General features: G+C 71.9%; 8 protein-coding genes. 4 read left to right on the top strand and 4 right to left on the bottom strand.

Annotated features, from left to right (window positions below; genetic code table 11):
* Window positions 1-40 precede the first annotated feature (40 nt).
* A complete protein-coding gene (locus Q0283_RS16210; RefSeq protein ID WP_183523473.1) occupies window positions 41-2,275 on the top strand; it encodes an NADP-dependent isocitrate dehydrogenase in 2,235 nt (744 codons plus the stop codon).
* 167 nt (window positions 2,276-2,442) lie between these two features.
* Here Q0283_RS16210 and Q0283_RS16205 read toward each other — a convergent pair whose 3' ends face one another.
* Together Q0283_RS16205 and Q0283_RS16200 are read right to left on the bottom strand one after the other, a co-directional pair.
* Complete coding sequence (locus Q0283_RS16205; protein WP_183523475.1) at window positions 2,443-2,934, bottom strand: Hsp20/alpha crystallin family protein; 492 nt, start codon at window positions 2,932-2,934, stop codon at window positions 2,443-2,445.
* A 185-nt stretch (window positions 2,935-3,119) separates the two neighbouring features.
* Complete coding sequence (locus tag Q0283_RS16200) at window positions 3,120-4,631, bottom strand: APC family permease (RefSeq protein WP_183523477.1); 1,512 nt, start codon at window positions 4,629-4,631, stop codon at window positions 3,120-3,122.
* 177 nt (window positions 4,632-4,808) lie between these two features.
* Between Q0283_RS16200 and Q0283_RS16195 the strand changes: the two genes are divergently transcribed.
* Window positions 4,809-6,740, top strand: coding sequence for a heavy metal translocating P-type ATPase (locus Q0283_RS16195; protein WP_255459368.1), 1,932 nt, complete (start codon window positions 4,809-4,811; stop codon window positions 6,738-6,740).
* A gap of 22 nt (window positions 6,741-6,762) precedes the next feature.
* Here Q0283_RS16195 and glsA read toward each other — a convergent pair whose 3' ends face one another.
* Both glsA and Q0283_RS16185 read right to left on the bottom strand, forming a co-directional pair.
* Window positions 6,763-8,661 carry a glutaminase A gene (gene glsA, locus Q0283_RS16190; protein ID WP_183523479.1) on the bottom strand — a complete coding sequence of 633 codons (1,899 nt, stop codon included), beginning with the start codon at window positions 8,659-8,661 and terminating at the stop codon, window positions 6,763-6,765.
* Between the two features lie 47 nt (window positions 8,662-8,708).
* Window positions 8,709-9,734, bottom strand: coding sequence for a D-isomer specific 2-hydroxyacid dehydrogenase family protein (locus Q0283_RS16185; RefSeq protein ID WP_183523481.1), 1,026 nt, complete (start codon window positions 9,732-9,734; stop codon window positions 8,709-8,711).
* A gap of 56 nt (window positions 9,735-9,790) precedes the next feature.
* Here Q0283_RS16185 and Q0283_RS16180 point away from each other — a divergent pair, with 56 nt between their 5' ends.
* On the top strand, window positions 9,791-10,732 hold the full coding sequence (locus Q0283_RS16180) for an SDR family oxidoreductase (RefSeq protein WP_255459369.1): 942 nt from the start codon (window positions 9,791-9,793) through the stop codon (window positions 10,730-10,732).
* 32 nt (window positions 10,733-10,764) lie between these two features.
* Window positions 10,765-12,811: helicase-related protein (locus Q0283_RS16175; protein WP_298045611.1), on the top strand; the 2,047-nt coding region annotated here is incomplete at its 3' end.

Raw genomic sequence — 12,811 nt, 5'->3', positions numbered from 1 at the left:
GCCGTCACCCGGTTGCGCCCTGTGAGGAGAGCGACGCTTCATGTCGAAGATCATCTACACCCATACCGACGAGGCACCCATGCTGGCCACCGGCTCGCTCCTGCCGCTGGTCCAGGCCTTCGCCTCGACCGCCGGTGTGGAGATGGAGACCCGGGACATCTCGCTGGCCGGCCGCATCCTGGCCGCCTTCAACGATGTGCTCCCCGAGGACCAGCGCGTCAGCGACGCCCTCGCCGAACTGGGTGAACTGGTCAAGACCGATGACGCCAACGTCATCAAGCTGCCGAACATCTCCGCCTCCGTGCCGCAGCTGAAGGCCGCGGTCGCCGAGCTGCAGTCCCACGGCTACGCCCTGCCGGCCTACCCGGACGAGCCGAAGACCGCGGAGGAGAAGGACGCGCGCGCCCGCTACGACAAGGTCAAGGGCTCCGCCGTGAATCCGGTGCTGCGTGAGGGCAACTCGGACCGCCGGGCCCCGCAGTCGGTGAAGAACTTCGCGAAGAAGCATCCCCACTCCATGGGCGCCTGGTCGGCCGACTCCCAGACCAAGGTCGCCTACATGAAGCGGGACGCGTTCTTCCACAACGAGAAGTCCGTGATCATCCCCGAGGACGGCACCATCCGCATCCAGTTCGTGGACGGCGAGGGTGAGACCACCGTGCTGAAGGACGACTTCAAGGTCCTGGCCGGCGAGATCGTGGACGGCACCTTCATGTCCGCCCAGGCCCTGGACGAGTTCCTCACCACCCAGATCAAGCGGGCCAAGGACGAGGGCGTGCTGTTCTCCACGCACCTGAAGGCCACCATGATGAAGGTGTCCGACCCGGTGATCTTCGGCCACGTGGTCAAGGCCTACTTCCCGGCCGTGTTCGAGAAGTACGGTGCTGAGCTGGACGCCGCCGGCCTGAGCGCCAATGACGGGCTCGCCGCCATCCTCTCCGGGCTGGACACGCTGGACCCCCAGGTGGCCGAGGGCGTGCGCGCCGAGATCGAGACCGCCTACGCGAACGGTCCGGACCTGGCCATGGTCAACTCGGACAAGGGCATCACCAACCTGCACGTGCCCTCGGACGTCATCGTGGACGCCTCCATGCCGGCCATGATCCGCTCGTCCGGGCACATGTGGAACAAGGACGGCCAGGAGCAGGACACCCTGGCCGTGCTTCCGGACCCCTCCTACGCGGGCATCTACCAGGTGGTCATCGACGACTGCAAGGCCAACGGTGCCTACGATCCCACCACGATGGGCACCGTCCCGAACGTCGGGCTGATGGCCCAGAAGGCCGAGGAGTACGGGTCCCACGACAAGACCTTCATCCTCGAGGAGGCCGGCACCGTCCAGGTGGTCGACGGCTCCGGGGCCGTGCTGATCGAGCACCAGGTCCAGGCCGGGGACATCTGGCGTGCGTGCCAGACCAAGGACGTCCCGGTGCGCGACTGGGTCAAGCTGGCGGTCACGCGGGCTCGCGCCTCCCAGACCCCGGCCGTGTTCTGGCTGGACGAGAACCGCGCCCACGACGCGAACGTCATCGCCAAGGTCCGGCAGTACCTGACCGAGCACGACACCGTGGGGCTGCAGATCGAGATCATGGACCCCCAGGAGGCCACCCACTTCACCATCGACCGCCTGCGCCGGGGCCAGGACACCATCTCCGTGTCCGGCAACGTCCTGCGTGACTACCTGACGGACCTGTTCCCGATCCTGGAGCTGGGCACCTCCGCCAAGATGCTCTCGATCGTGCCGCTCATCAACGGCGGCGGACTGTTCGAGACCGGGGCCGGCGGCTCGGCCCCGAAGCACGTCCAGCAGTTCGTGGCGGAGAACCACCTGCGCTGGGACTCCCTCGGCGAGTTCCTCGCCCTGGCCGTGTCCTTCGAGCACGAGGCCGTGTCCAACGGCAACGCGCGCGCCCAGGTGCTGGCCGAGACCCTGGACCGTGCCACCGGGACGTTCCTGGAGGAGGGGCGCAACCCGTCCCGCAAGGTCGGCGAGATCGACAACCGCGGCTCGCACTTCTACCTGGCCCTGTACTGGGCCCAGGAACTGGCGCAGCAGTCCGACGACACCGAGCTGGCCGCCAGCTTCGCGGACGTCGCCGCCGAGCTGGCCGAGAACGAGCAGGCCATCATGGACGAGCTCAACGCCGTCCAGGGGTCCCCGGTGGACATCGGCGGCTACTTCCACCCGTCCCCGGAGAAGGTGTCCGAGGCCATGCGCCCCTCGGCCACCCTGAACGCGGTCGTCCAGAAGATCGTGGACAAGCTGGCGGTGTGATGCCCCTCCGCGACTAGCGGACGGGAAGGCCCCGTCCCACCTCGGCATCCGAGGCGGGACGGGGCCTTCCCGCGTTCCCGGCACCGCGCCCGCGGAACCCTGTCCGCGGAACCGTGGCCGCTGATCCAGTGGCCCGTGCCCGGCGCATCGGCCGGGGCCGGAGCGGGTCAGTGGTTGGGATCCACCTGCGGGGCGGACGGGCCCTGGTCCCGGCCGCCGTTCTCGGTGGCGGTCGCCTGGATGTCCTGGGCGCCGTTGCCGGTGGACACCTTGACCTTGCGCGGCTGGGACTTCGGCGAGACCGGGATGGTCACCTTCAGCACGCCGTGGTCATAGGTGGCGGAGATGTTCTCCAGGTCCACGTCCTGGCCGAGGTTCAGCTGGCGGACGTAGCTGCCGGTCTCCCGCTCGCGGGTCATCCACTGCACGCCCTCGCGCTCGGTCACCGCCGGCTTGCGCTCGGCGCGGATGGTCAGCAGCTGGCCGTCCACGTCCACGTCGACGCTGGAGGGGTCGACGCCGGGCAGGTCGGCCTCGACGATGTAGCGGTCGCCGTCCTTGTAGAGGTCCATCGGCATCTGTCGCAGGCCGCGCACCGGGCTCAGCAGCTGTCCGGCGAGGCGATCCAGTTCACGGAAGGGGTCGATACGAGTGGCCATGGGTTCTCCTTGGTCTGGTTGCATTGACTGCGGACGGCCCGGGCCCGCCGCCCAGGTGCTCCATGCCGGGCGGCTGGAGGTCCGGACCGTGCACCCTGCATAACACCACGGACTTGAGCTTTATTCGCTCAAGTCTGTTGCGCGGTGCACGCACCTCTGAGGATGGCCGCCGGTCTTCGGGCCCGTCAATGCCCCGGTGGCCGGGGCGGCAGGTGGTCGTCCTGGCCGATCAGGAGGTCCCCCACCGGGACTCCCTCCTCCCGGTTGGTCGCCTTGTTCACGAAGTGGGTGACCACCCAGAGGAGGATCCCGAGGACCATCAGGCCGCCGGCGATCTGGTAGACCACGGCATCGCGCTCCACCCAGGGCCCGGCCAGGAACAGCGAGAAGGCGCCGGCGACGTACGGCAGGATCCGGGGGGCGTTGAAGGCCGTCCGGTGTTCTGCCTCGTCCGGCCGCCGCCGTCGCTGGCGCCGCAGCACCACGCAGGCCACGTTCACCACCGCGAAGACGCACAGGAGCAACAGGGCGGTGGTGCTGGAGAGGTTCTGCACGATGTTGCTCTCCGGGTCGGACGTGACGTACCAGATCAGCGCCAGGGCCAGGAGGGTGGTGAAGATGATCGCGGTCCAGGGCGTCCGCCGGTGCGGCAGGACCTTCCCCAGGGGTCGCGGCAGCACGTTCTGCTTCGCCATGCCGTAGACCAGCCGGCTGGCCATCAGCATGTTGATCAGGGCGGTGTTGGCCACGGCGAACACGGCGAGGAACGGGAAGATCCGGTCGATCGGGAAGTCCGGGGCACCCTTCTGCACCACCTCCAGCAACGCCCGGCCCTCGGACTCGCCGATCCTGGCCAGCTCGGTGGGGGTGAGCACGGCGACCGCGGAGACCGCCACCAGCATGTAGAACAGCACCGCGATCCCGAGCCCGGTGAGCATGGTGCGCGGGAAGATGCGCTGGGGGTCCTTGGTCTCCTCGACCATGTTCACGGCGTCCTCGAAGCCCACCATGGCGAAGAAGGCGATCGAGGTCGCGGCGGTGACCGCGAGGAAGAGCCCCTTGTCCCCGTTGTCCTGGAACACGACGACCTGGCCCAGGTCCGCGCCGTTCTGGGCCATCGCGAAGAACCCGACGCCGATCACGATACACAGCGCGGTGACCTCCACCAGCGTCAGCACCACATTGAACTTGATGCTCTCACCCACGCCCCGCAGGTTGACCAGGGCCAGCAGCACCATGAACCCGAGCGCGAGCGCCGTGACCGCCCCGCCCTCGACCGGTCCGCTCCAGCCGTTGACCTCGAGCCCGCCGAAGAAGTTCTGGGCGAGGACGTTGGCCGAGGTCGAGGCGCTGGTGATGCCGGAGCACACCACCGCGAAGGCGACCAGGAACGTGAGGAAGTGGATGCCGAAGGCCTTGTGCGTGTACAGCGCGGCCCCGGCGGCGTGCGGGTAGTGCGTGACCAGCTCCAGGTAGGACAGTGCGGTCATGGTCGCCACGACGAAGGCCAGCAGGAACGGCAGCCAGAGGATGCCCCCGACCATCCCGGCCATCGGGCCGGTGACCGCGTACACCCCGGCGCCGAGGATGTCGCCGACGATGAACAGCAGCAACAGCTTCGGCCCGAGGACGCGTCTGAGCTGTCCCTCCTCCTGACCCCTAGCGACATCCGGGACTTCATGCGAGGTGGTGCCCACGGGCCCTCCCGAGTTCGTCGAGGTCACACAGTCATCGCAGTCTGGACCCGGCGGGGTGCGGAGTCAAGGCGGGGGCCGTCAGGGAGGCCAGCCTTGCCTTTCTGGAAAGCCGGGCCCGCCTCAGGGAAACTACAGTCAGCGGAAGATGATCTCCCGAGCGTCCGGAGAGGCGGCGGCATGAGGTTCTGGTCGATGGTGCGTTCCTATCCCTGGGTGGTGTCCACCCTGCTGGTGCTCGTGGCCACACTCCTGCTCGAGTTCACCGGCATGACGGGCCCGGCGCGGTGGCTGGCGACCGGGTTCGGTGCCGTCATCGTGCTCTACACGGCCGTGGGCATGGTCCGGGACCTGGTGCGCGGTCACTGGGGCATCGACATCCTGGCCGTCACCGCGATCGGTGCGACCCTGCTGGTCGGGGAGTACCTCGCCGCCCTGGTGGTCTGCCTCATGCTCACCGGCGGGGAGGCCCTCGAGGGCTTCGCCGCCGGACGGGCGAAGCTGAGCCTGACGTCCCTGCTGGAGCGGGCCCCGCAGGTCGCGCACCGGCTGGATCCCGACGGCGGGGCGCAGGACGTGCCCCTGGAGCAGGTGGACGTGGGGGAGCGGTTGCTGATCCGCCCGGCCGAGGTGGTCCCGGTGGACGGCACCCTCGTCGCCGCCGCCGACGGAGCGGACGTACAGGCCGACTTCGACGAGTCGTCCCTGACGGGGGAGTCCCTGCCGGTGACGCGCCGGACCGGGGACCAGGTGCTCTCCGGCGCCCTCAACGGCCAGCAGGCGGTGGTCTTGCAGGCCACGGCACGTCCCGAGGACTCCCAGTACGCGAGGATCCTGTCGCTGGTGCGCGAGGCCTCGGAGTCCCGGGCGCCCATGGTGCGCCTGGCCGACCGGTACGCGGTGCCGTTCACCCTGGTCGCCTACCTCATCGGCGGCATCGCCTGGTGGGTCTCGCAGGACCCGGTCCGCTTCGCCGAGGTCCTGGTGGTGGCCACTCCGTGCCCGCTGCTCATCGCCGCGCCCGTCGCCTTCCTCGGCGGGATGTCCCGCGCCGCGGCGAACGGGGTCATCGTCAAGTCCGGCGGCATCATCGAGGCGCTCGGCTCCGTCCGCACGGTGGCCTTCGACAAGACCGGCACCCTCACCTACGGCCGCCCGGAGCTGCTCGAGACCCGGCCGGCCGGTGCCGTGGACGGCGCCGCCCGCCTGAGCGAGAAGGAACTGCTGCGGCTGGCCGGGTCGGCGGAGCAGTACTCGGTGCACGTGCTGGCGGACTCCATCCGCCGGGCCGCGGAGGACCGCGGGCTCAGCCTGATCACCGCCTCGGAGGCCTGGGAGGAGGCGACCAACGGGGTCACCGCCGTCCTGGACGGACGGACGGTCATCGTGGGCAAGTCCGCCTACGTGCGGGAGCACACCACCGGGCTGGAGCTGGCCGAGCTCAGCCCGGGGGAGTCGGCCGTCTACGTGGGCGTGGACGGTGACTTCGCCGGCACCCTCATCCTCTCGGACCGGCTCCGCGCCAACGCCGCGGACACCCTGGCCGAACTGGACCGGCTCGGGGTGAAGAACCGGATGATGCTCACCGGGGACGCCGAGGCCACCGGCCACCACATCGCCGCCCAGGCCGGCATCACCGACGTCGAGGCGGAACTGCTGCCCGAGGACAAGGTCCGTCTGGTCCGCCAGGCGCGGCCCGGGCCGGTCATGATGGTCGGCGACGGCGTCAACGACGCGCCCGTGCTGGCCGTCGCGGACGTCGGGGTGGCGATGGGGGCGCGGGGATCGACGGCCGCCTCGGAGACGGCCGACGTCGTGATCATCCGGGACGACATCTCCCGGTCCGCCGTGGCCGTCTCGGTGGGCCAGCGCACCCTGCGCGTGGCCAAGGAGTCCATCTGGGCCGGGATCGCGCTGTCCCTGGTGCTGATGGTGACCGCCGCGTTCGGGGTGATCCCGGCGATCGTCGGCGCGCTGTTCCAGGAACTCGTGGACGTGGTGGCGATCGCCAACTCGCTGCGGGCCATGCGGGCCGGGCGGAACGAGCTCCAGGACTTCGCCGCCCTGCGGGACGACTCCGCCGAGGCCCGGGCCGAGATCACGGTCGGCTGATCCACCGGGATTGCCGGGGGGCTCAGTCGTTCCGGGCCCCGGACTCGCGGGTCATCTGCTCCACCGTGGTGTACGCGTCCCGGGCCAGGGCGGACCACAGCTTGATGGCCAGCTGCGGGTCGGTCTCCTCGAGTGAGGAGATCATCTGCGCGGTGAGCACCCGCGTGCTCACCGGCCCGACGGCGCGGACCGTGGTGATCTGCCGTCCGGCCTGGCCCAGGGCGATCTCGCCGAAGATCATCCCGGGGGACAGGAACACCTGCCGGTAGCGGCGTCCCCCGGCCCCCTGGCTGGTGAGCTCCACCTGTCCGGAGGTGATGAAGTAGATTCCGCCGAACGGCTGGCCGGCACGGCGGATGACCTGACCGGCCCGGAAGTCCCGGTTCTCCATCAGGGTGGACAGGGTCTGGGCGTCCTGCTCGTCGAACAGCTCCAGCAACGGGGACCGGGCCGGCTCCTGCCGCCCGGCCGGCACCAGTTCGGGCGCGTGCCGGGACAGCACCCGCATCTCCATCCACTCCACCGCCAGGGACCGGGAGAGGAACAGGCGGAAGGAGGGCCCGGCGTCGGCCGGGTCGTGGGTGCGGCCGTCCGGTTCCCCGGCGTCCTCGAAGGGGCTGGGCAGCGGGCCGTAGGAGGAGTCCTCGGCGTCCTGGACCATGGCCTCGGCCAGTTGGCGGTCGTCGTCGACCAGGACCAGGTCCCGCCCCTCGGAGAGGTAGGCGCGCACCACCTGGTTGAACATCCGCACGGCGGCGCGGCCGAAGTCGTCCACCTTGGACACGTCCACCATCAGGGTGCGCGTGGACTCCGGCAGGTCGGTGGTGTAGCGCACGAAGGTCTCGGCCTCGGCGAAGCCGATGTCCCCGCCGATCTCCGCGATGCGGCACTCCCCGCCGTGCCGCTCCAGCATCTGCAGCGCCTCCACGCTGCGCGGGACGCCCGAGGGTGACTCGGCCAGGTCGTAGGAGGACCGGATGGTGGACCGGCCCACGGGCGGGGCGTCTCCGTAGTGCAGGCCGAGGTCGGTGGCCAGCCGCTTGATGGTGGCGGCTCCCCGCACGGAGGTGCCGTGGTCGTCCAGGGGCGGGGAGAACAGGCCGATCCCGATCTGGCCGGGCACCACCACCAGGACGCCGCCGCCCACGCCGGACTTGCTCGGCAGCCCGACCTCGATCGCCCAGGTGCCCGCGTCGTCGTACATCCCGCAGGTGGAGAGCACCGAGAGCACCCAGCGCACCGTGCGCGGAGCGAACACCCGCTCACCGGTCACCGGGTTCACGCCCTGGTTGGCCAGCGTGGCCGCCATCACGGCGAGGTCCTTCGTGGTCACCAGCACCGAGCACTGCCGGAAGTAGTCCAGCACGACCGGTTCGGGGTCCGACTCGATGATGTTGAAGGAGCGCAGCAGCCAGGCCAGCGCCCGGTTGCGGTGCCCGGCACGGTCCTCGGAGCGGAAGACGGACTCGGAGACCTTGAGCTCGCGGCCGGCGGCGTCGGAGAAGGTGTTGAGGATCCGGCCCATGCGGTCGCGGCCGCCACGGCCCTTGATGAGCGCGGTGGTGGCGATGGCCCCGGCGTTGATCATCGGGTTGTCCGGCCGTCCGGTCCCGGCCTGCAGCGAGATCTCGTTGAACGGGTCACCGGAGGGCTCCACGTCGATCTTCTCCTGGACCTTCTCCGGGCCGAGGTCCTCGAGGGCCATGGCGTAGGTGAAGGCCTTGGAGATCGACTGGATCGAGAACTTCTGCTCGGTGTCCCCGGCGGCGTAGGAGTGCCCGTCCACGGTGGTCAGCGCCACCGCGAACAGTTCCGGGTCCATGTCCGCCGTGGACGGGATCGCCTGGTGGGGCGCCCCGGCATCCAGGGGCCGGATCTCGTCCAGCAGGCGATCGAGGTAGTCCTGCACCGGTGATCTCATGCCCCCAGCCTATGCGGGCCGGCCCCGTCCGACGTGACGGTCCGCGCTCAGTAACCGCCGACCGGGTCCACGCGGCCCTCCAGGGGCGCCCCGGTGGCCCGGGCCGCGAGGTTCCGCCCGATCCGGGCATCCAGCAGCGGGATGCACATCTCAGGGGTGTCCGCGGTGTGGGGCGTGATGACGCACCGCGGCTCGGCCCAGAGCGGGTGCCCCTCCGGCAGCGGTTCGGGGTCGGTCACGTCGAGGCCGGCGGCATGGATCGAGCCCGCGGCCAGGGCGGCCACCAGGGCGTCCGTGTCCACCAGTGTGCCGCGGGCGACGTTCACCAGGACGGCGTCCGGGTGCATCAGCTCCAGCTGGCGGGCGCCGATCATGCCCTGGGTGAGGTCGGTGGCCGCGGCGGCCACCATCACGACGCCGGCCCCGGGCAGGACCTCGTCCAGGCGGTCCTGGGTGACGGTCCGGTCGGCGCCGGGGATCTCACCCTCGTTGCGGCGGACGATCGTGACACGAGTGTCCCAGGCCTTGAGCAGGCGCAGGTACTCGCGGGCGATCCCGCCGCCGCCGACGATCACGCAGTCCATGCCCCGCAGCGTCCTGCCCCCGGCCGGGCCCCAGCCGGTGGCGCGGATCCGGGTGGGCAGGTCCCGCAGCAGGGACAGCGTGAGCATCAGGGCGTGCTCGGCGACCGGCGGGGCGTAGGTGCCCTTGGCCGAGGTCCACGTGATGCCGGGCCGGGAACGGATCAGCGGCACGTAGGGCTCGATCCCGGCGAAGGGCAACTGGACCCAGCTGGTGCGCGGGTTGGCGGCCAGCGCCGCCTCGACCTGTTCGACCGGGATGGGGCGGACCAGCACGAGCGCGGTGGCCGAGCCGTCACCGTCGGGCTCCCGGGCGCTGTTCGCCACGACCGAGCCCCCGGCGCCGAGCGCGGCGCGGGTGGGACCCTCATGGGCGTCGGCGTACGGGGTCCCCGTGCGCAGGTCGGTGGGAGGGAGGATCAGTACCCGGTCCGGCCCGGTGTGCCCGGCCGGGGCAGGGGAGGGCGGGGACGCGGCGTCGGCAGTGGTCATGGCCCCATGGTGCCATGACTTGTCAGGCCCTCCGCGGCGTCCCTAGGGTCGAACGCATGACCGATACCGAGAAGAACAACAGCGCCGCCGATCACGCCACCGACGCGCGGGACCAGCTGGCCGACGGTGACCCCACCACCAAGTTCCCGAAGGTCTCCCCGCCCGAGCAGCACCAGTCCGAACCGGGACTGGACGTGAAGACCGAACCGGTGCCGGACATCGGGTTGCAGAGCTATCGCGGCCTGGGCCGGCTGACGGGCCGCAGGGCCCTGGTGACCGGTGGCGACTCGGGCATCGGCGCCGCCGTCGCCGTGGCCTTCGCGCGCGAGGGGGCGGACGTGGCGATCGCCTACCTGCCGGCCGAGGAGGAGGACGCCCGGCGCGTGGTGCAGGCCATCGAGGAGTCCGGCCGCACCGCCGTCGCCCTGCCCGGTGACCTGCTGGACGCCGACTACCGGAACGGCCTGGTGGACGCCGCCGCCGAGAGGCTGGGCGGACTGGACATCCTGGTCAACAACGCCGGCAAGCAGCTGATCAGCGAGTCTCTCGAGGATCTCACCGACGAGCAGGTGGACCAGACCTTCCAGATCAACATCAAGTCGATGTTCACCCTCTCCCGGGCGGCCCTGCGCCACATGGGACCGGGATCCACGATCATCAACACCACCTCGGTCCAGGCCTACGAGCCGAACCCGATGCTGCTCGACTACGCGTCCACCAAGGCGGCCATCAACAACTTCACCAAGGGCCTGGCGCAGCAGCTCGGCGAACGGGGCATCCGCGTGAACGCCGTGGCGCCCGGTCCCGTGTGGACGGTGCTGCAGGTCAGCGCCGGGCAGCCGAAGGACAAGCTGCCGGTGTTCGGCCACAACACCCCCCTGGGCCGCGCCGGTCAGCCCGTGGAAATGGCCCCGGCGTACGTGTTCCTGGCCTCTGCGGAGTCCAGCTACGTCAACGGGGAGACCCTCAACGCCAACGGCGGCACCCCGACCCCCTGAGCCGGCGCTCCCGGGCACGCGAGAATGGAGGGATGACCACCGCCCCCGGATCCGTGCCCTTCGACCTCGAGACCCTGGGTGCAGGTCTCGTCTTCGCCCAGTCGCTGCCCGGGCTGCTCCGGGTGCTGGCCGACGAGCGCGTCGCCGTGGTCCAGGCCCCGCCCGGTACCGGCAAGACCACGCTGGTCCCGCCGGCGGCGGCGAACCTGCTGGCACAGCGGGCCGCCCCCGGCGCCGGGGCCGGGGCTTCGGCCGAGGCGGAAGCGAAGGCACCTGCGGGGGGCCGCGGGACGGGACGGGCGCCGCTGCGGGTCGTCGTCACCCAGCCCCGCCGGGTGGCCGCCCGCGCGGCGGCCCGCCGGCTGGCGAGCCTCGACCGCCCGGCGGGAACCGGCGGGCCGTCGGGACCCGGGGGGACCGGCCGGGCCGCCGGGGCCCGTGCCGGCCACACCGTGCGCGGGGAGCGGACCACGTCCCGGGAGACCCTGGTGGAGTTCGTGACCCCGGGCATCCTGGTCAACCGGTTGCTGGCGGACCCGGAACTGGCCGGGACCGGTGCGGTGATCCTGGACGAGGTGCACGAGCGGGACCTGGAGTCGGACCTGCTGTTCGGCATGCTCGGGGAGGTCGCACAGCTGCGTCCGGACCTGCTGCTCGTGGCGATGTCCGCCACCCTGGACGCCGCCCGGTTCGCGGAGCGGCTGGGAGAGGGGACCGGCCGGGACGCACCGGTGCCCGTGGTCGACTGCCCCTCGGCGCTGCACCCCGTGGACGTCTCCTATCGCCCGCACCCCGGCCCGCGGCAGGACACCCGCGGGGTGACGCGGGAGTTCCTGGACCACGTCGCCCGGTGCGCGGTCGAGGCCCACGCCGCGGCGCTGGCCGCCGAGCCGGGAACCGACGCGTTGGTCTTCGTCCCCGGCGCCCGGGAGGTCACGCTGACCTGTGAGCGGATCGCGCAGCTGGCCCCCGGCACCGAGGTGCTGCCCCTGCACGGCCAGCTCCCCTCCGCCCAGCAGGATCGTGCCGTGGGCGGCCGTGAGCCGGGCGGTGCACCGCGGATCATCGTCTCCACCTCGCTGGCCGAGTCCTCCCTGACCGTTCCGGGCGTGCGCCTGGTGGTGGACTCCGGACTCGCCCGCGAGCCCCGGCGGGACACCGGGCGCGGCATGATGGGACTGGTGACGGCCACCTGCGCGCAGTCCTCCGCCGAGCAGCGGGCCGGGCGAGCCGGGCGTCTCGGGCCCGGGACGGTGGTGCGCTGCTATGACCGGTCCACCCTGGGCGCCGCACCCCCACACCCCACCCCCGCCGTCCAGGTGGCGGACCTGACCGGGGCGGCGCTCGTCCTGGCCTGCTGGGGCGCCCCCGGCGGGGAGGGGCTGGTGCTGCCGGACCCGCTGCCGCAGGACCCGCTGGCCGAGGCGCTGGCCACGCTGAGGGCCCTGGACGCGATCGACGACGCCGGCCGCGCCACCGACCACGGACGAGGGCTCGCCGCGATCCCGGCCGAACCGCGGCTGGCCCGCGCACTGCTGGACGGGACGGGGCTGGTCGGGGCACGTGCCGCCGGGGAGGTCGTGGCCCTGGTCTCCTCCGACGTCCGGCCGGAGGGGGCGGACCTCACCGGTGCCCTGTCCCGGCTGCGGTCCGGCGGTGCGGGCCGTGGGGGAGGCGCCCGCGACGGCAGTGCCGCCCGATGGGCCCAGGACGCGAGGCGGTTCGAGGCCCTGGCGTCCTCGGCCGCGGGCCCGGGTGCGGACGCAGCCCCGGAACGGGACCGGTCTCCCGGCGCCCGGGTGCCGGGGCAACTGGCGGTGGGGGCCGTCGTCGGGCTGGCCTGGCCCGAACGGCTGGCCCGCCGGGTGAGCGACCCCGGGACGGGCCGCGGCACGGGGGCGGAGGTCTACCTGCTGGCCTCGGGAACGCGCGCGGCGCTGCCGCCGGGCAGCGCCCTGGCCGGGACCGAGTGGCTGGCCTGTGCGGAGGTCGCCCGCGCCGAGGGCCGGGCCGCCGCCGGGACGGGGGCCGTGATCCGTGCGGCCGCCCCCGTGGACGGCGACCTGGCCCAGCGGCTGG

It is taken from the genome of uncultured Citricoccus sp., assembly GCF_937871995.1.
GTDB lineage: Bacteria > Actinomycetota > Actinomycetes > Actinomycetales > Micrococcaceae > Citricoccus.
Note: the sequence above shows the minus strand (reverse complement) of the source record. Positions and strands in the feature narration are given on the sequence as shown.

Coding starts and splice junctions, on each gene's coding strand:
- Q0283_RS16210 (WP_183523473.1), top strand. CDS start 41: ATGTCGAAGATCATCTACACCCATACCGACGAGGCACCCATGCTGGCC.
- Q0283_RS16205 (WP_183523475.1), bottom strand. CDS start 2,934: ATGGCCACTCGTATCGACCCCTTCCGTGAACTGGATCGCCTCGCCGGA.
- Q0283_RS16195 (WP_255459368.1), top strand. CDS start 4,809: ATGAGGTTCTGGTCGATGGTGCGTTCCTATCCCTGGGTGGTGTCCACC.
- glsA (WP_183523479.1), bottom strand. CDS start 8,661: ATGAGATCACCGGTGCAGGACTACCTCGATCGCCTGCTGGACGAGATC.
- Q0283_RS16185 (WP_183523481.1), bottom strand. CDS start 9,734: ATGACCACTGCCGACGCCGCGTCCCCGCCCTCCCCTGCCCCGGCCGGG.
- Q0283_RS16180 (WP_255459369.1), top strand. CDS start 9,791: ATGACCGATACCGAGAAGAACAACAGCGCCGCCGATCACGCCACCGAC.